This window comes from [Bacillus] selenitireducens MLS10 (genome assembly GCF_000093085.1).
Taxonomy (GTDB): domain Bacteria; phylum Bacillota; class Bacilli; order Bacillales; family Salisediminibacteriaceae; genus Salisediminibacterium; species Salisediminibacterium selenitireducens.
The window spans coordinates 1-24,764 of record NC_014219.1 but is presented as its reverse complement, the minus strand read 5'-3'; the positions used below and the strand labels follow the sequence as shown (position 1 = coordinate 24,764).

The 24,764-nt window shown below is 48.6% G+C and carries 14 protein-coding genes, 3 rRNA genes, 1 pseudogene and 1 other annotated feature; of the genes and pseudogenes, 2 read left to right on the top strand and 16 right to left on the bottom strand.

Going from position 1 to position 24,764, the window contains the following annotated elements; genetic code table 11:
* Positions 1-518: 518 nt before the first annotated feature.
* The 5 genes and pseudogenes from serS to guaB all read right to left on the bottom strand — a co-directional run bounded on the left by serS (position 519) and on the right by guaB (position 6,780).
* On the bottom strand, positions 519-1,793 hold the full coding sequence (gene serS / locus BSEL_RS00090; protein WP_013170996.1) for a serine--tRNA ligase: 1,275 nt from the start codon (positions 1,791-1,793) through the stop codon (positions 519-521).
* A gap of 103 nt (positions 1,794-1,896) precedes the next feature.
* Positions 1,897-2,104 (bottom strand) — a binding site (T-box leader).
* A gap of 1 nt (position 2,105) precedes the next feature.
* Positions 2,106-2,699: a pyridoxal 5'-phosphate synthase glutaminase subunit PdxT gene (gene pdxT, locus BSEL_RS00085; protein ID WP_013170995.1), complete on the bottom strand. Its 594-nt coding sequence runs from the start codon at positions 2,697-2,699 to the stop codon at positions 2,106-2,108.
* A gap of 18 nt (positions 2,700-2,717) precedes the next feature.
* A complete protein-coding gene (pdxS, locus tag BSEL_RS00080) occupies positions 2,718-3,605 on the bottom strand; it encodes a pyridoxal 5'-phosphate synthase lyase subunit PdxS (RefSeq protein ID WP_013170994.1) in 888 nt (295 codons plus the stop codon).
* A 124-nt stretch (positions 3,606-3,729) separates the two neighbouring features.
* Positions 3,730-5,127: a D-alanyl-D-alanine carboxypeptidase family protein gene (locus BSEL_RS00075; protein WP_013170993.1), complete on the bottom strand. Its 1,398-nt coding sequence runs from the start codon at positions 5,125-5,127 to the stop codon at positions 3,730-3,732.
* A gap of 197 nt (positions 5,128-5,324) precedes the next feature.
* A pseudogene (guaB, locus tag BSEL_RS00070) lies at positions 5,325-6,780 on the bottom strand (IMP dehydrogenase).
* Positions 6,781-7,147: 367 nt separating this feature from the next.
* On the opposite strand from guaB, the gene BSEL_RS00065 reads away from it, so the two are divergent.
* On the top strand, positions 7,148-7,441 hold the full coding sequence (locus tag BSEL_RS00065; protein WP_049773472.1) for a PadR family transcriptional regulator: 294 nt from the start codon (positions 7,148-7,150) through the stop codon (positions 7,439-7,441).
* A complete protein-coding gene (locus tag BSEL_RS00060) occupies positions 7,428-8,060 on the top strand; it encodes a hypothetical protein (protein ID WP_013170991.1) in 633 nt (210 codons plus the stop codon). Before BSEL_RS00065 ends, BSEL_RS00060 begins: the two co-directional genes overlap by 14 nt.
* A 112-nt stretch (positions 8,061-8,172) precedes the next feature.
* On the opposite strand, the gene rrf is transcribed toward BSEL_RS00060, so the two are convergent.
* The 11 genes from rrf to dnaA all read right to left on the bottom strand — a co-directional run bounded on the left by rrf (position 8,173) and on the right by dnaA (position 24,111).
* A 5S ribosomal RNA gene (rrf, locus tag BSEL_RS00055) occupies positions 8,173-8,289 on the bottom strand.
* 97 nt (positions 8,290-8,386) lie between these two features.
* Positions 8,387-11,322: ribosomal RNA gene (locus BSEL_RS00050) — 23S ribosomal RNA — on the bottom strand.
* A gap of 267 nt (positions 11,323-11,589) precedes the next feature.
* Positions 11,590-13,156, bottom strand: a 16S ribosomal RNA gene (locus BSEL_RS00045).
* The 16S, 23S and 5S rRNA genes sit together here, the layout of an rRNA operon.
* A 509-nt stretch (positions 13,157-13,665) precedes the next feature.
* On the bottom strand, positions 13,666-14,763 hold the full coding sequence (locus BSEL_RS00040; RefSeq protein WP_177304799.1) for an HD-GYP domain-containing protein: 1,098 nt from the start codon (positions 14,761-14,763) through the stop codon (positions 13,666-13,668).
* A 93-nt stretch (positions 14,764-14,856) separates the two neighbouring features.
* Positions 14,857-17,364 (bottom strand): DNA gyrase subunit A, encoded by a 2,508-nt coding sequence (gene gyrA, locus BSEL_RS00035; protein ID WP_013170989.1) that lies wholly within the window; start codon positions 17,362-17,364, stop codon positions 14,857-14,859.
* 58 nt (positions 17,365-17,422) lie between these two features.
* Entirely contained in the window at positions 17,423-19,336 is a 1,914-nt protein-coding gene (gene gyrB, locus BSEL_RS00030) for a DNA topoisomerase (ATP-hydrolyzing) subunit B (protein ID WP_013170988.1), read from the bottom strand.
* 85 nt (positions 19,337-19,421) lie between these two features.
* Positions 19,422-19,721, bottom strand: coding sequence for an extracellular matrix regulator RemB (gene remB, locus BSEL_RS00025; RefSeq protein WP_408643024.1), 300 nt, complete (start codon positions 19,719-19,721; stop codon positions 19,422-19,424).
* Between the two features lies 1 nt (position 19,722).
* Positions 19,723-20,844 (bottom strand): DNA replication/repair protein RecF, encoded by a 1,122-nt coding sequence (gene recF / locus BSEL_RS00020; RefSeq protein ID WP_013170986.1) that lies wholly within the window; start codon positions 20,842-20,844, stop codon positions 19,723-19,725.
* Between the two features lie 23 nt (positions 20,845-20,867).
* Positions 20,868-21,095: a S4 domain-containing protein YaaA gene (yaaA, locus tag BSEL_RS00015; protein ID WP_013170985.1), complete on the bottom strand. Its 228-nt coding sequence runs from the start codon at positions 21,093-21,095 to the stop codon at positions 20,868-20,870.
* A gap of 309 nt (positions 21,096-21,404) precedes the next feature.
* Positions 21,405-22,547 carry a DNA polymerase III subunit beta gene (gene dnaN / locus BSEL_RS00010; protein WP_013170984.1) on the bottom strand — a complete coding sequence of 381 codons (1,143 nt, stop codon included), beginning with the start codon at positions 22,545-22,547 and terminating at the stop codon, positions 21,405-21,407.
* Positions 22,548-22,755: 208 nt separating this feature from the next.
* The gene (gene dnaA, locus BSEL_RS00005) at positions 22,756-24,111 is read right to left on the bottom strand and encodes a chromosomal replication initiator protein DnaA (protein ID WP_013170983.1); all 1,356 of its coding nucleotides are present in this window, start codon (positions 24,109-24,111) and stop codon (positions 22,756-22,758) included.
* Between the last annotated feature and the right edge of the window lie 653 nt (positions 24,112-24,764).

Genomic DNA, 24,764 nt, shown 5'->3' with positions numbered 1-24,764 from the left:
AAATGAATATCTCCCAATGATTCCATTGTGAAGAGACTTTTAGCGATTCTGCCAAGTGTTAGTAATAATTCTAATAGTCAGACAACTAAAAGTAAAGCACTTTTTTAATATATAACCGACGGTTGCACCCATAGTCCCATGTCCTGAAACGCCCAGACTGGATCGGCATATATGTATAGACCCACCTTTTATGCATTATATCAGGATAAAGATTCAACGAACAACCGCTAAATCACGCCGGTTCATAGCATCTGGTGATTGAATATGCATTCACCCGGTTAGAGATTTCACGTGCAAATGATTTCACACTATTCACACAGTGAGTATCCCCTAATTGAATCACTATTCATTTTCCTCATACATTATACCGTTCATCCGCCCGTATGTATACCCTTTCAGGTGATTTCCACGAATCACGTTCTTTCATTATACATGTGATGATCTGATGAATGCTGAATGACTGTCAGGAAATCTGACCGAAAAAAAGAGAACGGTTGCCCGTTCCCTTTCAGTCGTATTCAGCCAATTCGCGTTTTTCCACCCATATACGGCTGAAGAACCTTTGGAATTTTAATCGTGCCGTCGGCTTGCTGGTAGTTCTCGAGAATCGCCGCAACCGTTCTGCCGATGGCCAGACCGGATCCGTTCAGCGTATGCACGAATTCCGCCTTACCTTTCTGATCGCGCTTGAAGCGAATATTCGCCCGCCGCGCCTGAAAGTCTTCAAAATTACTGCATGAAGAAATCTCTTTATATTCGCCATAGCTTGGCAGCCACACTTCAATATCGTACTTCTTTGCCGCTGTAAAACCGAGGTCCCCCGTGCACATATTCAAAACTCGGTACGGCAGATTCAGTTGTTGGAGGATTTTTTCTGCATGACCGGTCAATTTTTCGAGCTCCGCATACGAATCCTCCGGCTTCACAAAGCGTACGAGTTCCACCTTGTTAAACTGGTGCTGACGGATCAGCCCTCTCGTATCACGTCCGGCAGATCCCGCCTCAGAACGAAAACATGCGCTGAAGGCAGAGTAAGCGATTGGGAGCTCATCCGCTGTCAGAATTTCATCGCGATGCATGTTTGTTACAGGGACCTCTGCAGTCGGAATAAGGAAATAATCCTCTTCACGAATCTGAAACGCGTCTTCTTCAAATTTAGGCAGTTGACCGGTTCCTGTCATACTGTCACGGTTCACCATATACGGCGGCAATACCTCGGTATAGCCGTGCTTGTCTTCATGAAAGTCCATCATAAAGTTCATAAGAGCCCGTTCGAGCCTCGCTCCGGCACCTTTGTAAATGGCAAAACGGCTTCCCGTGATTTTTGACGCACGCTCAAAGTCCACAATGTCATGAGTGACCGCGAGATCCCAATGCGCCTTCCCTTCGAAATCAAACGCCGGGCGCTCTCCCCACGTGCGGATTTCTTCGTTCTCTGTCTCATCGAGACCAACCGGCGCGCTCTCATGGGGAATATTCGGGATCGACAGCATGAGCGTCTTCATCTTCTCATCCACGTCCCGCTGCTTTTCATCAAGTGCTTTAATCTCTGCGGAGACATCCTTCATCTCGGCAATGACGTCGGAGGCATCTTCTTTGTTTCGCTTCATTTTCGAAATTTCCTCAGAAACCGTATTGCGCTTCCCTTTTAACTCTTCGACTTTCTGAATGACCTGACGCCGTTCTTCATCAAGCTTCTGAAAATCATCCAACGCGCTGATGTCTTCATTGCGGGTCGCAAGTTTTTCACGAACGCCCTCAAAATCAGCTCTCAATCGTTTCATGTCCAGCATAAATCATCATCCTCCCGTAAATCTGATTATTAATCTGTTCCTTGACTGTGGTTTGCTGATCGTGCAGCTGCAAAAAGAAAACACCCGTCCCATCATCATTATGATCAGGGACGGGTGCTTGCCCGCGTTACCACCCTGGTTTATGCACATTGTGCATACACCTCAGGACCTGATAACGGCAGGATACCGGCGGAAATTGTGACATTCCCGCAGCTCGGGGATGGATTCATCCATGGATTTTACCGGTTCGCAGCACCCACCGGCTCTCTGAAAAAATCGCATGCACTACTGATTCCCGTCGTTGCTTATCGTTTATACGTTATTTACGGTTTGGACCGCATCCCGAACGAGTGTAACAAAATACTGATGCATCCGGTCATCATCCGTCAGTTCCGGATGGAATGAGCAGGCGAGAAACGGACCCTGTCTGGCTGCGACAATCTGTCCGTCGTATTCTGCCAACACGTCTACGTCTGGTCCCACCGACTGAATGATCGGTGCCCGGATGAAGACAGCCTCAATGTCCGGAGCCACATCTTTCATATTCAGCATGACTTCAAAACTTTCTTTTTGTCTGCCAAAGGCATTACGCTCAACGGTCATATCCATGACAGCCAAATGCGGATCGTCCTGATTGGCAATCTCTGAAGCCATCAGAATCGCACCTGCACAGGTGCCGAAAATCGGCTTGCCTTTTGCGGCAAATGCCTTCAGCGGCTCATAAAATCCATACTGGTTGATCAGCCGGCGCATCGTCGTACTCTCGCCGCCGGGGAAGACCAGTCCATCGATCCCGGCGAGCTGTTCTTTGCGTTTAATCGTGATGACGTCCACATCAGGGGCCTGAAGGGCTTTGACATGCTCCCTGACCGCTCCCTGCAGCGCCAGTACTCCTATTTTAATCATGCTGAATCCCTCTTTCAATTACCAACCGCGTTCCTGCATGCGGTCCTTGTCTTCAAGACTTGAAATCTCAAGGCCTGGCATTGCTGAGCCCAGTCCCTTTGATACTTCTGCAATCAGTTTGAAATCATCATAATGTGTCGTCGCTTCGACGATAGCCTTGGCGAATTTAGCCGGATCTTCTGATTTGAAGATACCGGACCCGACAAAGACACCGTCTGAGCCGAGGTGCATCATCAGTGCCGCATCAGCAGGTGTTGCAATCCCGCCAGCTGCAAAGTTGACGAGTGGCAGACGGCCATTACGCTTGATTTCAAGAAGCACTTCATATGGTGCACCGAGGTTCTTCGCTTCTGTCATCAGTTCATCTTCTGACATATGCACCACTTTGTTGATCTGTGCCTGGATAAGGCGCTGGTGACGGACCGCTTCCACAATGTTTCCGGTACCCGGCTCACCTTTCGTACGGAGCATGGACGCACCTTCTCCGATTCGTCGTGATGCTTCACCGAGATTACGCGCACCGCAGACGAACGGTACTGTATAATCACGCTTGTTCAGATGAAAGACTTCATCTGCCGGCGTCAGTACTTCACTCTCATCAATATAGTCGACACCCATGGACTCAAGTACACGCGCTTCAACAATATGACCAATTCGTGCTTTCGCCATGACCGGAATGGATACGGCCTTCTGTACCTCTTCCACAATCGTTAAATCTGCCATACGGGCAACCCCGCCGGCAGCTCGGATATCAGACGGTACACGCTCGAGAGCCATTACGGCAACCGCTCCTGCCTCTTCTGCAATTTTGGCCTGTTCTGCATTGACCACGTCCATAATGACGCCGCCTTTTTGCATTTCAGCCATTCCTCTTTTGACCCGATCAGTCCCTACTTGTTTTTCCATGATGATCCCCTTTCGTCTTTCACAATTTCATACCTTTCATTATAACGAAAACATGGTGGTGTTGGCTATCAGAAAGTTCGAACTTCCCAACATCCGTTTATTCTTCCGTGTCAGTCACGCTGTTTTACAGCCAACCGCGCACCGTTTCTGTAACAGAATGCCATAGTCCTGTAAAGAAGCCGCCAATACTCTCAAGCATCAGCGTAAACCAGCCTGAGCGCTCCACATCCGACGTTGTAATCAGATCAACGACGGTCGTCCGGTCGATTTCGTCATGAATATAATCTTCCTCCCCGTCAAAGGAAATGATCATCTGACCGACAACCGTTCCGGCTTCGACAGGTGCTTCCATTGCACCGTCTTCGTCAAGGAGATCCTCATCAAGAACCACTTCATAGCTGTAGAGTTCCTCGTCGCCTTCCTGAATCAGACGGTGTATGGCCTCTGTCGATTCCAACGGCACTTCTTCTTCTTCCCCTTTGGAAACAGCAATGGTTTCAAAGCCATCAGGGCTGTAACCGGCTGCGTAGATTTCTTCTTCATAGAATGTATTAAAACCCCACTCCAGGACGCGCTGCGTCTCTTGGAAACGGTGTTCAATGGAGTCTGCCCCCATGACGACACTGACAAGACGCTGTCCGTCTTTTTCACCCGTACCTGTAAAAGTAAATCCCGCTGCGTTGGTATGACCTGTCTTCAGCCCGTCGACGTATTCGTAGTCAAGGTGGCTGTTTTCCGTTCCCGGGATCATGTTGTTCCAGTTTGGCATATCAATGGCATCGCCGGTTCCTTCACGGAACACTTTATGAGGAATGCCCGCTACATCCAGGACCTCGGGATAATCATTGACGAGGTAATATGCCAGGGTTGCGGCCGCTCTGGCAGACATGTAGTTATCCTCTTCCGCTCCTGTTCCTTCCGGGTGATTCCCTTCAAGCAATCGGTTTGGAAGACCTGTGGAATTCACAAACTGAAACGAACCGAGACCTTCTTCTGAAATCTCCCCGAGATCCTCGAGTCCGTATTCGCCGCCAGCTTCACGCATCAGTGTGCCTAAACCGAGCTCAACGCCTTTTTCATTCATCTCACTGACGAACGCGCCTTCAGACCCTGAGATCAGTTCAGCAAGTGCCATCGTTGACGCATTGGCCGAATAAATGGCCACTGATTCATACAGTTCTTCCACATTGTATTCACCATCCACCCTTAACGGGACATTGGAGAGTGATCGGTTATGGGAAAGCGAGGCGAGAAAGTCACTGATAGGAACATTTGTATCCCAGCTGATGTCACCGTCATTGACAGCTTCAAGAATCAGATACTCACTCATCATTTTTGTCATACTTGCAGGTGGCAAAGGCTGATCAATATTCCGTTCAAACAGCACTCGTCCTGATTTCGCATCTACCAGAATCACGGTATCTACCGTCGGTTCATAACTTGCTTCAGCCCGCTCCGTCGGGACAAGAACTGCTGCACTTACTGTAACTGCGGCTAATGCATATCCCCATTTTTTTAGCATTCCTGTTTACACCTCTCCATTCTCTTGCGTTCAGTCATGTATCGTCACCTTCTCACGATCGTTAAGGACCGTGAAAACGTTAAAACCAAGCGTCATTTTATCACATTTACGTCGTATTTAACAGATGACAATGACTCAGTCATCCATACAAAGAACCCGGAAGCCGCAAAATTGACTTCCGGGATAAGGGGTATGAATCAGGAATAGTTAGGAGATTCCTTTGTGATCTGCACGTCATGCGGATGGCTTTCACGAAGTCCTGCATTGGTGATACGGATAAACCGTGTATCGTTTTGCAGTTCTTTAATCCCCGGTGTGCCGCAGTAGCCCATGCCGGCACGAAGACCGCCGACGAGCTGGTGAATGGTATCTTTCAATGGTCCTTTGTATGGCGTACGACCTTCAATCCCTTCAGGAACCATTTTCTGTTCGTTTTCCTGGAAGTAGCGGTCCTTACTGCCCTTTTCCATGGAAGCAATGGATCCCATTCCACGATACACTTTGAACTGCCGTCCCTGGAAGATTTCACGTTCACCAGGAGACTCCGTCACACCTGCAAGAAGACTGCCGAGCATCACTGCATCTCCGCCTGCAGCAATGGCTTTTGCGATCTCTCCGGAGTATTTGATACCGCCATCGGCAATGATCGTTGCCCCCATCTCATGCGCGACTTCTGCGCAATCATATACAGCGGTCACCTGCGGGACACCGATGCCTGCAACGACCCGTGTCGTACAAATTGAACCAGGTCCGATCCCGACCTTAACAATATTGGCACCTGCTTCAATCAGGTCTTTTGTTGCTTCAGGGGTCGCGACGTTTCCGGCGATGATATTGAGATCCGGATACTTCGCTCTCACATCACGGACCTTCTGAATCACCCCTTGAGAATGACCATGGGCGGTGTCGATGACCAGTGCATCAATCTCCGCCTTCACGAGTGCTTCAATCCGGGAATCGGCATCGGCACCGACACCGACGGCAGCACCCGCCACGAGGCGTCCTTGCTTATCTTTCGCCGAATTCGGGAATTCAATGGCTTTTTCAATATCCTTGATCGTGATAAGTCCCATGAGCTGGTTGTCATCGTTCACAAGAGGAAGTTTCTCAATACGGTGTTCCTGCAAAACCTGCTGGGCTTCTTTCAGCGTCGTGCCTACAGGCGCTGTGACGAGATTTTTACTCGTCATGACTTCCTTAATCTTGATGGAATAATCTTCGATAAAACGAAGATCACGGTTCGTGATAATCCCGACCAATACATCATTCTCATCGGTAATCGGCACACCGGAAATCCGGTATTTCCCCATTAAATGTTCGGCATCAAACACCTGATGATCCTCTGACAGCGAAAACGGATTCGTAATGACGCCGCTCCCTGAACGCTTCACACGCTGCACATGCTCGGCCTGTTCTTCAATACTCATGTTTTTGTGAATGATGCCAAGTCCGCCTGATCTTGCCATGGCAATGGCCATACCGGCTTCTGTGACGGTGTCCATCCCCCGCACTGATCACCGGAATATTCAACGTCAGCGTATCAGATAATTTTGTCTGAACAGATACGTCACGAGGCAGCACTTCCGATTTTCCAGGCACTAACAGCACATCATCAAACGTTAACCCTTCTTTTTGAAACTTATCCTCACGCATGATTCATTTGCCCCTTTCAGTATCTCATTCCGTTTGTGAATGACTTGAAAATATTATTAGTAGATTAACAAGCTGCAGGTGGCATGTCAAGGCAATCGCAAATGTTGAAATATTCAGTTAACGTTCCAGATGTCAGACCTCACAAGGAATTTCCAATGCATACGACCTTGTGCTTTCCGTTTATTCATTTTTTCACAACTTATTTTCAGACCCGAATAAGATTGTGAATCAATCTTCCTTCCCGTTTCATATTCCATATTTTATATAGTTGATTGACACATATATGGCTTTGCGATAAACTGTGACCATGATGAATGAATCGAAATGGCATATGCAAATTTCAAAAGGAATATTGGAAGTGGCAATTATGAAACTCGTCGAGCATGAGGAGCGTTACGGCTATGAAATAACCGGAATGATTCAAAAAGGAGGGACACTCAGTATTGCCAACGGATCCATCTACCCGATTCTCAAACGTCTTGAAGAACAGGAATGGATTGTTTCAAGGCAGATCGAGCATAACGGCAGACTGAGGAAGTACTACCGGTTGACGAAAGCAGGGCATACTCAGCTAAAAGTCAGGGAACGTTATCTTCAGGAATTAAATCAGCTGCTCGTCACGCTCGACCAGAGGGAGGCGGGCAACCGTGACCATCGATGACTACCTGCATGAATTCCAAAGCAGACTGACGTACGTAAGTGAAAAGGAACAAACGAAAATCAAATATGATATCCGCAGCGAGATTGAGCAGATTAAAGAGAATCTTCTTGAACATGAAGAGCTTGATGAGGAAGAAGCTGAACATCAGGCTGTGGCCTCCTATCTGTCACCGGCTGATATGGCACAAGAAATCAATGACCAGTATTTCGAAAGCATTGACGAACAGTTTAGCGGTCGTTCAATAGCGTTTATTTTTGTTTTATCCGTCATCCTTACACCGCTTGGTATATTGATTATTCCATTTGTGACCGGATCCTTTAACGGCTTTTCAGATCAACTGATTCCCCGATTGGTCTTTATGCTTATCGCCGCTTTGATCCTGTTTTTCTATTATCCAAAGCATATCACTTCAGAACAGCTGCGATCACTGCGACAAATCTTTGTTGTATTATACTGGTACCCTGTTATTTTGGTGTTTGCCTTCGTATTGAATCTTTTCCGTTCAGACGGCTTCTCCATGAATCTCACCCTTTACCTCGCAGTAAGTCTGTTCATCTGGCTGTTAATCCTCTTCGGAACCCGGATCTTTTACCAAAAACAGCTGAACAAACCGTTGTAAACCACAGGGCATTCATAAATGAATGCTCTTTTTTTGACCGCCTTCAAAGGTGCATGTGCTTCGATAACAACAAAAAACCATCCCCCTGAACAATCAGAGAGATGGTTGAAGTGCCCGGCGACGTCCTACTTTCACAGGGGGACAGCCCCCAACTATCATCGGCGCTGAAGAGCTTAACTTCCGTGTTCGGCATGGGAACGGGTGTGACCTCTTCGCTGTCGCCACCAGACTATGAAATTGAGTGTAACCACTCAAAACTGAATAACGCATATGACGGGATCATGAATCCGTGTCTGTCCTTCGTGTTAACAAACTTCGCTTAACTCTTGGTTAAGCCCTCGATCGATTAGTATCACTCAGCTCCACATATCGCTATGCTTCCACACGTGACCTATCTACCTCATCGTCTCTGAGGGATCTTACTCACCGAAGTGATGGGAAATCTCATCTTGAGGGGGGCTTCATGCTTAGATGCTTTCAGCACTTATCCCGTCCACACGTAGCTACCCAGCGATGCTCCTGGCGGAACAACTGGTACACCAGCGGTGTGTCCATCCCGGTCCTCTCGTACTAAGGACAGCTCCTCTCAAATTTCCTACGCCCGCGACGGATAGGGACCGAACTGTCTCACGACGTTCTGAACCCAGCTCGCGTGCCGCTTTAATGGGCGAACAGCCCAACCCTTGGGACCTACTTCAGCCCCAGGATGCGACGAGCCGACATCGAGGTGCCAAACCTCCCCGTCGATGTGGACTCTTGGGAGAGATTAGCCTGTTATCCCCAGGGTAGCTTTTATCCGTTGAGCGACGGCCCTTCCATACGGTGCCGCCGGATCACTAAGCCCGACTTTCGTCCCTGCTCGACCTGTATGTCTCGCAGTCAAGCTCCCTTATGCCTTTGCACTCTGCGAATGATTTCCAACCATTCTGAGGGAACCTTTGGGCGCCTCCGTTACTCTTTAGGAGGCGACCGCCCCAGTCAAACTGCCCACCAGACACTGTCCCTGAACCGGATCACGGTTCGAGGTTAGAATTTCAGTACAGCAAGGGTAGTATCCCACCAATGCCTCCACCGAAGCTGGCGCTCCGGTTTCCAAGGCTCCTACCTATCCTGTACAAGCTGTACCAAAATCCAATATCAAGCTGCAGTAAAGCTCCATGGGGTCTTTCCGTCCTGTCGCGGGTAACCTGCATCTTCACAGGTAATATAATTTCACCGGGTCTCTCGTTGAGACAGTGCCCAAATCGTTGCACCTTTCGTGCGGGTCGGAACTTACCCGACAAGGAATTTCGCTACCTTAGGACCGTTATAGTTACGGCCGCCGTTTACTGGGGCTTCAATTCAGAGCTTCTCCCGAAGGATAACCCCACCTCTTAACCTTCCAGCACCGGGCAGGTGTCAGCCCCTATACTTCGCCTTGCGGCTTCGCAGAGACCTGTGTTTTTGATAAACAGTCGTTTGGGCCTATTCACTGCGGCTCCCCCAGGCTGTTCACCCTGGGGAGCACTCCTTCTCCCGAAGTTACGGAGTCATTTTGCCGAGTTCCTTAACGAGAGTTCTCCCGCGCGTCTTAGAATTCTCTTCCCGCCTACCTGTGTCGGTTTGCGGTACGGGCACCTGTTTCCTCGCTAGAGGCTTTTCTTGGCAGTGTAGAATCAGGAACTTCGCTACTGTAATTTCACTCGCGATCACAGCTCAACCTTACGGTTACGGGATTTGCCTCGTAACCAGCCTCACTGCTTCGACGCACACGACCAGCGGTGCGCTTACCCTATCTTCCTGCGTCCCCCCATTGCTCAAATGGAAACGTGGTGGTACAGGAATATCAACCTGTTTGCCATCGCCTACGCTTTTCAGCCTCGGCTTAGGACCCGACTAACCCTGAGCGGACGAGCCTTCCTCAGGAAACCTTAGGCTTTCGACGGAGGGGATTCCCACCCCTCTTTTCGCTACTCATACCGGCATTCTCACTTCCAGACGCTCCACATGTCCTTCCGGTCATGCTTCGCAGCCTCTGGAACGCTCCCCTACCCCGAACACCTTGCGGTGTTCAGCCATAGCTTCGGTGATACGTTTAGCCCCGGTACATTTTCGGCGCAGAGTCACTCGACCAGTGAGCTATTACGCACTCTTTCAATGATGGCTGCTTCTAAGCCAACATCCTGGTTGTCTAAGCAACTCCACATCCTTTTCCACTTAACGTATACTTGGGGACCTTAGCTGATGGTCTGGGCTGTTTCCCTCTTGACTACGGATCTTAGCACTCGCAGTCTGACTCCCGAGGATAAGTATTTGGCATTCGGAGTTTGACTGAATTCGGTAATCCTGTGGGGACCCCTAGTCCAATCAGTGCTCTACCTCCAATACTCTTCCCTCGAGGCTAGCCCTAAAGCTATTTCGGGGAGAACCAGCTATCTCCAGGTTCGATTGGCATTTCACCCCTACCCACACCTCATCCCCGCACTTTTCAACGTGCGTGGGTTCGGGCCTCCATTCAGTGTTACCTGAACTTCACCCTGGACATGGGTAGATCACCTGGTTTCGGGTCTGCAACCACGTACTTATTCGCCCTGTTCAGACTCGCTTTCGCTGCGGCTCCGCCTCTTCAGCTTAACCTTGCACGTGATCACAACTCGCCGGTTCATTCTACAAAAGGCACGCTGTCACCCATTAACGGGCTCCAACTACTTGTAGGCACACGGTTTCAAGATCTGTTTCACTCCCCTCCCGGGGTGCTTTTCACCTTTCCCTCACGGTACTGGTTCACTATCGGTCACTAGGAAGTATTTAGCCTTGGGAGATGGTCCTCCCGGATTCCGACGGGGTTTCACGTGTCCCGCCGTACTCAGGATCCACTCCGGAGGAGAGGGCGTTTCGGCTACAGGGCTGTTACCTTGTCCCGCGGGCCTTTCCAGGCCGCTTCACCTACGCTCTCTCTTTGTAACTCCAATGGAGTGTCCTACAACCCCGAAAGGCAAGCCTTTCGGTTTGGGCTGATTCCGTTTCGCTCGCCGCTACTCAGGAAATCGCATTTGCTTTCTCTTCCTCCGGGTACTAAGATGTTTCAGTTCCCCGGGTCTGCCTTCCATTACCCTATGGATTCAGGTATGGATCCCATCCCATTACGGATGGTGGGTTCCCCCATTCGGAAATCTCCGGATCAACGCTTACTTACAGCTCCCCGAAGCATATCGGTGTTCGTCCCGTCCTTCATCGGCTCCTAGTGCCAAGGTATCCACCGTGCGCCCTTTCTTGCTTAACCATTTTCCGCCTTGCGACGGACTTTCTTTTGGCGTCGTTTTAACCTTAACGTTTGAATTCAAGACACTCGGTTCCTCTCTACCTGAATAGGTTTCAAATAGTTGATTCACCGGTGATTCATGATGTTTCGTCATTTCGTTATTCAGTTTTCAAAGGTCACAAAAACCTGAAGAGTGTTTAACCCTTCAAAACTAAACAAAAAACCAGAGGCAAAAGTAAAAAGGTTGAGCTTATCTGAAAACCGGAGGTTTTCAGCAAGTCTCCTTAGAAAGGAGGTGATCCATCCGCACCTTCCGGTACGGATACCTTGTTACGACTTCACCCCAATCATCTGTCCCACCTTCGGCGGCTGGCTCCAAAAGGTTACCTCACCGACTTCGGGTGTTACAAACTCTCGTGGTGTGACGGGCGGTGTGTACAAGGCCCGGGAACGTATTCACCGCGGCATGCTGATCCGCGATTACTAGCAATTCCGGCTTCATGCAGGCGAGTTGCAGCCTGCAATCCGAACTGAGAATGGCTTTATGGGATTGGCTTCACCTCGCGGCTTCGCAACCCATTGTACCATCCATTGTAGCACGTGTGTAGCCCAGGTCATAAGGGGCATGATGATTTGACGTCATCCCCACCTTCCTCCGGTTTATCACCGGCAGTCACCTTAGAGTGCCCAACTGAATGCTGGCAACTAAGATCAGGGGTTGCGCTCGTTGCGGGACTTAACCCAACATCTCACGACACGAGCTGACGACAACCATGCACCACCTGTCACTCTGTCCCCCGAAGGGGAAAGTCCAGTCTCCTGGATGTTCAGAGGATGTCAAGACCTGGTAAGGTTCTTCGCGTTGCTTCGAATTAAACCACATGCTCCACTGCTTGTGCGGGCCCCCGTCAATTCCTTTGAGTTTCAGCCTTGCGGCCGTACTCCCCAGGCGGAGTGCTTAATGTGTTAACTTCGGCACTAAGGGTATCGAAACCCCTAACACCTAGCACTCATCGTTTACGGCGTGGACTACCAGGGTATCTAATCCTGTTTGCTCCCCACGCTTTCGCGCCTCAGCGTCAGTTGTAAGCCAGAAAGTCGCCTTCGCCACTGGTGTTCCTCCACATATCTACGCATTTCACCGCTACACGTGGAATTCCACTTTCCTCTCTTACACTCAAGTCTCCCAGTTTCCAATGACCCTCCACGGTTGAGCCGTGGGCTTTCACATCAGACTTAAGAGACCGCCTGCGCGCGCTTTACGCCCAATAATTCCGGACAACGCTTGCCCCCTACGTATTACCGCGGCTGCTGGCACGTAGTTAGCCGGGGCTTTCTCGTGAGGTACCGTCAAGGTGCCGCCTTATTCAAACGGCACTTGTTCTTCCCTCATAACAGAACTTTACGATCCGAGAACCTTCATCGTTCACGCGGCATTGCACCGTCAGGCTTTCGCCCATTGCGGATGATTCCCTACTGCTGCCTCCCGTAGGAGTCTGGGCCGTGTCTCAGTCCCAGTGTGGCCGATCACCCTCTCAGGTCGGCTACGCATCGTCGCCTTGGTGAGCCCTTACCTCACCAACTAGCTAATGCGCCGCGGGCCCATCCTGCAGTGAGAGGACGAATCCCCTCTTTTACATCGGCACCATGCGGTGCCAATGGTCATCCGGTATTAGCCTCATTTTCACGAGGTTGTCCCGGTCTGCAGGGCAGGTTGCCCACGTGTTACTCACCCGTCCGCCGCTCATTCCACTTCCGTCCACCCGAAGGCTTCTGAAAGCTTCCTGCGCTCGACTTGCATGTATTAGGCATGCCGCCAGCGTTCGTCCTGAGCCAGGATCAAACTCTCCAATAAAGTTGAGTTTGATGCGCTAGCATCATACCAGTATCGATGAAAACACTGGATTTTAATTGACGGGATATCTTATTCATATATCCCACTTTTTTGCTTGGTTTTTGTTTAGTTTTCAAAGGTCAAAATCACAATGTCGCATTGGAGCGACTTTTTACATCATACCAAGTCATCCCTGAAAAGTCAATAACTTTTTTCATTTAATTATCGGCTGTTTTCATGTTTTTCTTGGCAACAGAGATAAATTTACCATAGCCATTTTCACAAAGCAAGGGTTTTGAAATAGTCAGAAATATTGATTTTTTAGAGAAAAAAGCAACCAGTTTCACAAACTACGAAATGTGGTTGTTCCATTCCGGATTTGTATAGCCAGGCACCCACATATTGATCACACATTCAATCAGGAAACCGTACATAAAAATCACGTTTCACAAAGTCAGCCTGATGTCGGCATCATTTGATCGGCATAAATCAAAAACCCTCCTTCAAAATCATGAAGGAGGGCTCCCGTATTATGATGAAGCATTGGACACAAGGTACTCGATATGAACATCCCGTTCTTTAATAAGATCAATCTGTTTGTCATTATCGAGTCTGACCACCGGTTTCGTCGGACGCTCCTGATTCAGGAAGACCACTTCACCGGCCATATCATTATTCAACACAACCCGGTCTCCGATAGAGAGATCCGTGAGCATCGGGATCAGTTTATGGATCAGATGATGATCGAGTTTACCGAATCCGTCCATTAAGAGTTCATCCATCACATGATACGGCGATTTCGCACTTCGGTACGGCCGTTCGCTCGTCATGGCATGATAGGTATCGGCAATCGCAATAATCTTGGCAAAGGGATGAAGCTTATCACGTTTCACCTGAAGAGGATAACCGCTTCCGTCTTCACGCTCATGATGCTGCAGCACACCGAGCAGGGCATTCTTTGAGAAACCAGGGACAGATTCAAGCATCCTGTATCCATAGATAGGATGTTTCTTGATTTCATCGTATTCTTCTGCAGTTAATGAACCGGTTTTACTCGATACAGAAAACGGCAACTTCGCCATCCCGCAATCAGAGAGAAGACCCGAAAGCCCCAGCTGAATGACTTCACCGCTTTTCAATCCTTCAGCTTTTCCGATTAAATAGCTGAAGATCGAAACGGCTACTGCATGGTGATACGTATATTCCTGTTTTGTGCTTAATGCAAGGAGTTGCATCAGTTCATATTTGTTCGGTTCCCGTTCATAAAGAGGAAGAAAGATCTTACGCACGTCATATGCTTCAATTTTCGCTCCCGCCTGCCAATTCTTAAAGTGTTTCTTATAGGATTGAACAGCAGTCAGATAACGGTCAAGAAAGGAGTCCTTTTCAATCGTTGCCTGATCATCCTCATCATTCGGCGTATCATCCTGTTCTTCTTTTATCCCGCCTGCCGGATTGAACACCTGTCCGTTGGCCAGTTTTTGAAAGACCTCAACATCTTCGACGAGGAACTTTTCGAGTATGTAAATATGATCATCGGTGAGTACGGTTTTACGTTTCATAACCGGCGAAGCGGTTTTGACGTAGACATCTTCCCGCAGCACACAGCCCGGTATGAGTTTATTCACATGAACATGCATCCGACCACCCCTTTCCTTAGTTCTATTAGACGCTGAAACCAAAAAAATGTCAAGGGATGTTTGCATCCCCTGACATCGTGATCAGTCTTCCTCGGTTTCTTCAATGTGTTCCACATCTGATTCCACTTCGTCCGCATCGGGGTCATCTGCGTCCTCAACGTCATCATCATTGACGTTGACACGAGCTACCGTGGAAACAAACTCTTCATCTCCGAGACGGATCAGACGAACGCCCTGCGTATTTCGGCTTGTTTTCGAAATATCTGATACATGGATCCGGATCAGGACGCCATTTGTGGTGATCATCATCAGATCATGGTCACTTCCCACCACTTTCAGTGAAACGAGCTGACCGTTCTTATCGGTAATGTTGCATGTCTTAATGCCTTTACCGCCTCTGGACTGCTGACGGTATTCATCGATCGGAGTCCGTTTACCGAAGCCGTTTTCCGTAACGATCAGAATATCTGAATCCGGCTCAATGATATCCATGCCAACCACTTCATCCTCACTCTGAAGACGAAGCCCTTTGACGCCTGTGGCTGTTCGGCCCATCAGCCGGACATCCGTCTCACTGAAACGGATCGACATGCCTTTTTTCGTACCGACAACAAGTTCTTTGCTGCCATCGGTGAGACGGACCCCGTGAAGTTCGTCGCCTTCACGAAGCTTGATCGCAAATAGACCGCCTTTACGGATGTTTTTGAAAGCATCGAGTTCCGTCCGTTTTGATACACCGTACTTGGTCATAAAAATCAGAGAGTGATTTGCATCAAATTCTGAAATCGGAATAACCGTTGAAATGTATTCATCTTTTTCGATCTGCAAAAGATTAATGATCGGGATTCCCTTGGAAGTCCGCTTTTGTTCCGGCACTTCATAGCCTTTCATCCGGTATACTTTCCCTTTATTGGTGAAAAAGAGCATGTGATCATGGGAATTCGTCACGAACAAATGACGGACAAAGTCCTCATCATGAGTGCCCATTCCCTGCACACCACGGCCACCGCGCTTTTGCGAACGATAGGTCGATACCGGAATCCGCTTGATGTAACCGTGATGACTGACTGTGATCACAACGTTTTGCCTTGGAATGAGGTCTTCATCTTCCATGCTGTCCTCGCCGAATGTGATCGTTGTCCGGCGGTCATCGCCGAAACGGTCACGGATCTCAAGGAGCTCCTCACGAATAATTTCAAGCACTTTCTCATCATCGGCAAGAATTGCTTTTAATTCTGCAATGCGTGCCATGAGTTCATTATATTCATTCTCAATTTTATCCCGCTCGAGACCGGTCAGACGCTGAAGACGCATGTCCAAAATCGCCTGGGCCTGATCATGGGAAAGGTCAAACTGCTCCATGAGTCCGTCACGCGCGATATCGGTTGTCTGTGAACCGCGTATCAGTGCAATGACTTCATCAAGGTGATCGAGGGCAACGCGGAGACCTTCAAGAATATGGGCCCGCGCTTCCGCTTTTCGCAGTTCAAATTCCGTTCGTCTTCGGATGACCACCCGCTGGTGATCGAGATAATGAACGAGGGTTTCTTTCAGATTCAATACTTGCGGACGTCCGTTGACAAGAGCAAGGGTGTTGATCCCGAAGCTCGTCTGCAGGGCGGTCTGCTTATAGAGATTGTTTAACAGAACGTTCGCATTCACATCGCGGCGAAGTTCAATAACGATGCGCATCCCTGTCCGGTCTGATTCATCCCGGAGGTCCGTAATGCCGTCGATCTTTTTATCACGGACGAGTTCCGCAATTTTTTCAATCAGACGTGCTTTGTTGACTTGGTACGGCAGTTCATCAACAATGATCCACGGTTTCCCGTTGTGATCTTCAATACGGGCATTCGAACGGATCATGATGGAGCCTTTACCTGTCTCATAGGCTCGACGGATCCCGGAGATGCCGACAATTTCTGCGCCTGTCGGAAAGTCAGGACCACTGATATGTTCCATCAGCTGTTCGATGGTGATCTCAGGATTTTTACTGAGTGCCAGGACACCGTCAATGACTTCTGAGAGGTTGTGCGGCGGAATATTCGTCGCCATCCCGACCGCGATGCCGGATGCACCGTTGACGAGCAGGTTTGGAAAACGGGCAGGCAATACGACGGGCTCACGTTCCGACCCGTCATAGTTGTCCTGATAATCGATGGTATCTTTGTTGATATCACGAAGCAGTTCCATGGAGATTTTGGACATCCGTGCTTCCGTGTAACGCATGGCCGCTGCAGAATCCCCGTCCACAGAACCGAAGTTCCCGTGACCGTCGACGAGCATATTCCGGTAGCTGAAATCCTGAGCCATACGGACCATCGTTTCATAAACGGCTGAGTCACCGTGCGGGTGGTATTTACCGATGACTTCACCGACGATTCTGGCAGATTTTTTATAAGCCTTATCCGATGTGATGCCGAGTTCATTCATGGCATAGAGAATACGCCGGTGAACCGGCTTCATGCCATCCCTCACATCAGGAAGGGCACGGCTGACGATGACACTCATGGCATAGTCCATAAATGATGTGCGCATTTCCTGGCTGATATTGATTTCTGTGACGCGGGACTGATCTTGATCAGACATTCATAGTACCTCCGTTCAACAAGTAAACTTCAATGATCCAGCATATTGCCTGTCAGGATCAGATATCGAGATTTTTAACATAGTGGGCATTTTCCTGGATGAAATCACGTCGTGGTTCAACCCGGTCCCCCATCAGTGTTTCAAAGACTTCATCGGCGAGCATCGCATCTTTCAGGCTGACCTGCAAAAGCGTGCGGGTAGCCGGATCCATCGTCGTCTCCCACAGCTGGGTCGGATTCATTTCACCAAGACCCTTATAGCGCTGCAGTCCCGGCTTTGGAGAAGCGGATAATTCGCCCAAAATGCGCTCCATTTCCTTCTCGTTAAAGGCGTAATGCACGGCCTTGCCCTGCTTGATCTGATAGAGCGGCGGTTGCGCGATATAGATGTACCCCTCTTCAATGAGCGGCCGCATATACCGGTATAAAAATGTGAGAAGCAGCGTCCGGATATGAGCTCCGTCGACGTCGGCGTCAGTCATGATGATAATTTTGTGATAGCGCGCTTTCGTGATATCAAATTCTTCGCCGATACCTGTCCCGAGCGCCGTAATAATGGCGCGGATTTCGTTATTGGCGAGGATTTTATCAAGCCTCGCCTTTTCCACGTTGATGATTTTTCCGCGAAGAGGCAAAATCGCCTGGAAATGGCGATCCCGGCCCTGCTTGGCCGATCCGCCCGCGGAATCCCCCTCCACCACATAAATTTCACTGATGGAAGCGTCTTTCGTGGAACAGTCTGCGAGTTTCCCCGGGAGTGAGCTCACTTCAAGAGCCGATTTCCTGCGGGTCAGTTCCCTGGCTTTTTTGGCCGCATCCCGTGCACGGCTGGCCATGATGCCTTTCTCGACAATTTGCCTTGCCACCGTCGGGTTTTCCGCCATAAATTTAGCCATATGCTCCGTGAACAGGGAATCGGTAATCGTTCTTGCTTCACTGTTTCCGAGCTTTGTTTTCGTCTGTCCCTCGAACTGGGGATTTTCGATTTTGACGGATACAATCGCCGTCAGTCCTTCACGGACATCGTCACCGATCAGGTTCGGATCATTTTCTTTAAAGAGTCCGTTTTTACGGGCATAGTCATTGATCACACGGGTCAGGGCCGTTTTGAACCCGGACTCATGGGTCCCGCCTTCGTGGGTGTTGATGTTATTTGCAAAGGAGTACAGATTGCTCGCAAAACTGTCGTTATACTGCATCGCCACTTCCACCTGAATGCCCTCTTTTTCACTCTCGATGAAAATCGGCGGTTCGTGAAGGGCGGTTTTTGTCCGGTTCAGGTGTTCAACAAAGGAGCTGATGCCGCCTTCGTAAAAATACTTGGCTGATTTGTCTTCTTCACGCTTGTCCGTAATCTCGATGGTCAGCCCTTTATTCAAGAAGGACAGTTCACGAAGACGGTTTGCCAGGACGTCAAAGTCATAGACCGTCGTTTCTGTGAAGATCATGTTATCTGCTTTAAAACGAATCAGTGTTCCGGTTTTTTCCGTGGATCCGATCACATTCAGTTCCTCTTTGACCGCTCCCCGCTCAAAAGAGATGTAGTGAACTTCTCCCTCTTTATGAACCTCAACCTCAAGGAAACTGGAGAGGGCGTTCACAACAGAGGCACCCACGCCGTGAAGACCGCCGGACACTTTGTATCCGCCGCCGCCAAATTTACCGCCTGCATGCAGCACGGTCATGATGACTTCCACTGCCGGACGGCCCATCTTCTCATGGATCCCGACAGGAATACCGCGACCGTCATCTTCAACAGTAATGGTATTGTCCTCTTCAATGGTGACCCAGATGTGGCTGCAGTGTCCGGCCATCGCTTCGTCGATACTGTTATCGACTATTTCCCACACAAGATGGTGGAGACCGCGCTCATTGGTGGACCCGATATACATCCCGGGACGCTTTCTCACGGCTTCAAGTCCTTCAAGAACCTGTATTTGACTTTCATCATAAGACTGCTGATCTAATGACACATTCCTTCACCTGCACTTTTTTGATCGTCATGTATGTGTAATCCATGACGTATTTTTCATTCGATGCTGTCTGGTCTGAGCTGTTTTATTCTTTCTGTTCTGCGACGTCAATGGCGTCTTCAAGTTCATCGCTTGCATCATTCGTTTCTGCCCGCCGTTTAAGCGTGTGTGACGAGATCGGGGACATGAAGATCTCATCTTCTGTGACCACCATCGACTTCGGTTGATCCTCTGACACATACACTGTCCGCATGGTGCCCTGATAGCCTTCCATAAACGTTACATTTTCTTTGGAGAGACCCTGACTCTGATGGTCGAGGATGGCAATGATCCGCTCCGTCTTTAATACATGATCTCCGCCCAAATGAATAAACAATGGTGTCACCTCATTCCTGTTGTTCAATCACGCCGTCGTTCACCAAATACGTCGAGGCTTTCTCAAGCATTTCATGGTGGATGCCCTCTACGCTGGTCGTCGTAACGAACGTCTGTACCTTTCCCTGAATGCTGTTTAACAGATGCGTCTGTCTGTGATCGTCGAGTTCAGAGAGCACATCATCGAGGAGAAGAATCGGATACTCGCCGGTCTTCTCGTGAATCAGCTCAATCTCCGCAAGCTTCACGGAGAGGGCGGCTGTTCTTTGCTGCCCCTGTGAGCCGTAGGTCTGCACATTGCGGTCATTCACAAAAAACGCCACGTCATCCCTGTGGGGCCCTATGATCGTGGTCCCCCGTCTGATTTCCTGCTCCATCACCTGTTGAAACTGCTCAAAAAAGACCTGTTTGATCACATCCACGCTCATCTCATCATCGGCTTTGACTGTGGATTCATAGTGAAGCGTAAGCGTTTCTTTATCCCGGCTGATCGCACTGTGAATCGGTGTCGCCCAGGCTTCAAGCTTGTTCAAAAATGAGAAGCGCCTCTGGATCACCTCTGCCCCTGCTTCAACAAGCTGTTCTGTCAGCACATGCCACATGCCCTCATCAAAAGATGATGACTTCTGCTGCAGCTGCTTAAGCCAGGTATTCCGCTGCTTTAACAGTTTATAGTACTGCGACAGATAATACAGATAGATTGTAAATATCTGTCCCATTTCCATATCAAGAAAGCGTCGCCGGATCTGCGGACTCCCTTTGACAAGCGCCAAATCTTCTGGAGCAAACATGACAATGGTGCAGGCACCGATATAGTCAGAGAGACGCTTTCGTTCGAGAGCATTCAGCTTCACTTTTTTGCCTCGTCCGGAGAAGATCATCTCCAGTTTCATGGCACCGTTTCGGTTTGTGACGGCTCCTTCCACCCTCGCAAACGGCTGATCCCAGCGGATCAGTTCACGATCTTTCGCTGTACGGTGTGAGCGGGCCATGGCAAGCACATAAATGGCTTCCATGACATTCGTTTTGCCTTGCGCATTTTCGCCGAGAAAGACGTTGACACGGTTTTCAAACGTCAGATGCAGCTTTGTATAATTCCTGTAATCCGTCAGCTTTAACTCGTTAATATGCACGGCTGATTGCTCCCGATATCTTTCTAAGCATCCGCTTCGATGAGGACGGTTGTCTGCCCATCGATGTCCACGGTATCACCGGGATAGAGTTTGCGGCCCCGTCTTGTTTCCGGCTCTTCTTCGTCATTAATGAAGACAGGGATGTCTTTCAAAAACCATTTGGCCTGGCCTCCGGAACCGATGGCAGCCACTTCTTTAAGCACCTGACCCAGTGTCATGTATTCAGTTGAAATTGTTACCCGCTCTTCCATGTTGATCACTCTCTTCCCGACTGTGCCTGTATCCAGCTGATTTCCGTGTAAAATAGCTTTCGCAGTTTCATAAGCGAAAGCCATTGTCATTCATGTGTGCACGAACCTTTTGCTTTTGTCTGCCAATCAAACAACAAATTGCGTCACTGTATATTGTACTAAAAATCAGCGCAAAACGCCAATTTACTTTTAAATGCCGTCTTTCAGGCAAAAAGAAGGGTTGAAAAAGGCGTTCTGTTCGCCGGTTTGTATATCAATAAAAAACGGACCCCCTGTGTGAAGAGGTCCGCTTCGGGCGACAGATAACAGTCAGTATGTCCGCACCGGGCTGAAGAGGTGAAGCATATGGTCTTCGTCAATCGGTTTTAATACAAAAGGGCTCATCGCACCGGTAAAGTTGATGTGGACTTCACTGGCCTCCATCACACGCAGGGCATCGATCAGATTTTTTCCGTTGAACGAAATTTTCAGTTCATCGCCTTCATAGCTCATTGTCGTCACATGTTCGGTCACTTTTCCGACTTCCGGGGTGACCGAGGTGATTTCGAGTTCCCCGCTTTCCAAGTTCTTGACATGAACAACGTTATTCTTCCCTTCCCGTGAAAGAAGAAGCGCGCGCTCGATCGCATCGAGGAGACGCTTCGTTTCGAGCTTCACTGACGTTTTGCTGCCTGTTGGAATCATATTTTTGGTCGCCGGATAATTTCCTTCAAGAAGCCGTGAATACAAAAGGAAATAGTCGCCTTTAAACAAAATCTGATTGCCGGCTACAACCACTTCGAGCAGTTCATCCGTATCATTCAGGATTTTGTTGAGCTCCGTCAATGTTTTACCCGGGATGACAACATTCGAGAAGCTGAGGTTATTCTCATTATCATCGACCTTGGCCATTCGCATGGCAAGACGGTGACTGTCTGTTGCAGTACACGTGAGGACACTGTCTTCAAGATGCCAGTGTATACCCGTCAAGATTGGTCGGGTTTCAACCGACGAGACGGCAAAGGCCGTTTGACGAATTAATGTTTTTAGTAAATTTTTAGGCATCCTGAAGAGATCGGCCTCTTCAACATCCGGAAGGCGGGGATATTCATCAGGATCAATCCCGTTGATATTAAAAACAGATCCGCCTGATGTGATCTGTGCAATGAACTGATCGTTAACAGCTACTTCGATCGACGTTTCCGGCAGTTTTTTGATCATATCCCCAAAAAAGCGTGCCTGGAGGACAATCGATCCTTCTTCCTGGATATTGACGAGTTCTTCACCGTCTTTTTCTTTTGGAATAAAGGATTCAATCGACAGATCAGAATCACTTCCTGTCAGGGTAATGCCGTCCTGATCGGCAACGATTTTTATGCCTGTCAGAATTTGAATGGTTGTTCTTGGTGAAATGGCTTTTGATACGTCCGCTACACTTTGTACAAATGCGTCCCGCTGGATGGTAAATTTCATAGGTGATTCCCTCGCTTTCGATTGTGGAAATAATGGGTGATTGATCTGTCAGTTATATATACTACATTAGTTAATCTTTTAGACCGTACTAGTAATAGGGCCTGTGAACATGTGGATAACTGTAGGTGAAACCCTGATATTCATGGTGTTTAGCGTGTGGATAAACTGTGCATAACCTGTGGTCGGATTCACGTGGTTATCCACAATGCTATGAACGGAGTTTCTCTGTGATCTCCCGGATGTGCTGCTGAAGTTCTTCATCATCGGCAAAAAGCCGGCTGATTTTTTCGTGGGCATGAATCACGGTGGTGTGATCCCGTTTGCCAAATTCATTCCCGATCTTCGGAAGGGAGCTGTCGGTCATCTCCCGTGCCATATACATTGCAATCTGTCTTGGATAAGCAACGGTTTTTGTGCGTTTTTTCGCTTTCATTTCCTCAACGCGGATTTGAAAATGGGCCGCCACTGCTTCCTGGACGGATTCAATGGTCACTTTTTTCGGTTTGCTGTTTGGAATGATATCTTTCAGGGCAACGGCTGCGAGATCGGCATTCATGTCCTGATTGATCAGGGATGAGTAAGCGACGACCCGGATCAGCGCCCCTTCAAGTTCGCGAATGTTCGTATCGATCTGATTGGCAATGTAGTTCATCACTTCTTTAGGAATATCGAGATTTTCCGCTTTTGCTTTTTTACGGAGAATCGCAATTCGCGTCTCGAGATCCGGTGGTGTAATGTCTGTAATCAGTCCCCATTCAAAACGGGATCGAAGCCGGTCTTCAAGAGTCGGAATCTCTTTTGGAGGCCGGTCACTTGAGATGATGATCTGCTTTCGTTCTTCATGCAGGGCGTTGAACGTGTGGAAGAATTCCTCCTGCGTCTGTTCTTTGCCTGCGAGAAACTGAATGTCATCAATCAGAAGAATATCGACATTGCGGTATTTATTCCGAAAATCAACGGCTTTGTTATCCCGGATCGAGTTGATAAACTCGTTCGTAAATTTCTCAGAGGACAGATAGACGACTTTTGCATCGGGATTATGATCGACGACATAGTGGCCGATGGCGTGCATCAAGTGGGTCTTGCCGAGACCGACGCCTCCATAAATAAACAGCGGATTATAGGCTTTCGCCGGTGCTTCGGCAACAGCCAGTGAAGCTGCGTGGGCGAAACGGTTGCCACTGCCGATGACGAACGTATCGAATGTATACTTTGTATTGAGCATATGCTTCGTCGTTTCGCCGTTATCCAAATCCTCCTGAAGAACAGGCGGGTTGTTTTTTTCGACAAAATCGAGATCCGATCCTTCATCCTTCGGTAAAATAAAGCGTGCTTCAAGTTCCGCGCCGGTGAGTTCATAAAGCGTTTCAGTCAGAATGCTGAAATAGCGGTTCTCAAGCCAGTCACGGGCAAATTCATTAGGCGCGATGACCGTGATGGTGTTTGAACTCTGGTCAATGGAGTCCACCACCGTATATTTGAACCAGGTGTCAAAACTCGGTTTGCTGACTTTCTGTTCGATTTTCGACAGGACCTGATCCCATAAATCATTTAAATTCTCCAAGTCAATGCCCCTCCTTTGCTGTTCGTGCAGTTCTCATGATTGTAACCGTTGTGACACGGGGAAAAGCAAGCGCTGAACTGCTGCAGGCAGTCTTGTTCAACCCTTGTAGACCCTCACTTGCATAGAAACGCATAAAAAATATCCCCACAAATTGACGTATGTATCTCATGATGAAGAGAGATGAAACATCCCCATTTCGCACATTCCTGTGGATAAACGTACACAGAAGCTGTGGAAATCTATCCACAAAATTATCAACAGCTGTGGATAGATTTATTGTACCACAGTTGTTTGCAGGGAAAAAACAACATAATAATATCAGAAAAACCGGTGTAAGACAACGTTTTGGGCGAGTTATCCACATAATTCAACCCATTGTGGTCAAAAGTTGTCCACAGCACATGATCTTGTGCATAAGCTGTGATCAGTCTTGTGGGTAATTGACAATGAAGGCAATAATCCATCCACAGTGAGATGCACAGGCGATTTTGAGGCAGTGGAAAAACTCATGTATAAGAGGTCAGATCGATGAGGATCTGGAGTGAAGGACGGATAAATGACACTTCTGTCCGGCTGTTATTACGAAAAGAAAAACGGGGATCAAGAGGAAATTTCATTATGGTATTGACAAGAGACTTAGGAATTCATATAAT

Bases quoted from the DNA above. Each gene is read 5' to 3' on its own strand.
- BSEL_RS00065 (WP_049773472.1), top strand. From the start codon at position 7,148: ATGAAACTCGTCGAGCATGAGGAGCGTTACGGCTATGAAATAACCGGA.
- BSEL_RS00075 (WP_013170993.1), bottom strand. From the start codon at position 5,127: ATGCTAAAAAAATGGGGATATGCATTAGCCGCAGTTACAGTAAGTGCA.
- gyrA (WP_013170989.1), bottom strand. From the start codon at position 17,364: ATGTCTGATCAAGATCAGTCCCGCGTCACAGAAATCAATATCAGCCAG.
- dnaN (WP_013170984.1), bottom strand. From the start codon at position 22,547: ATGAAATTTACCATCCAGCGGGACGCATTTGTACAAAGTGTAGCGGAC.
- serS (WP_013170996.1), bottom strand. From the start codon at position 1,793: ATGCTGGACATGAAACGATTGAGAGCTGATTTTGAGGGCGTTCGTGAA.
- pdxS (WP_013170994.1), bottom strand. From the start codon at position 3,605: ATGGAAAAACAAGTAGGGACTGATCGGGTCAAAAGAGGAATGGCTGAA.
- pdxT (WP_013170995.1), bottom strand. From the start codon at position 2,699: ATGATTAAAATAGGAGTACTGGCGCTGCAGGGAGCGGTCAGGGAGCAT.
- yaaA (WP_013170985.1), bottom strand. From the start codon at position 21,095: ATGGAAGAGCGGGTAACAATTTCAACTGAATACATGACACTGGGTCAG.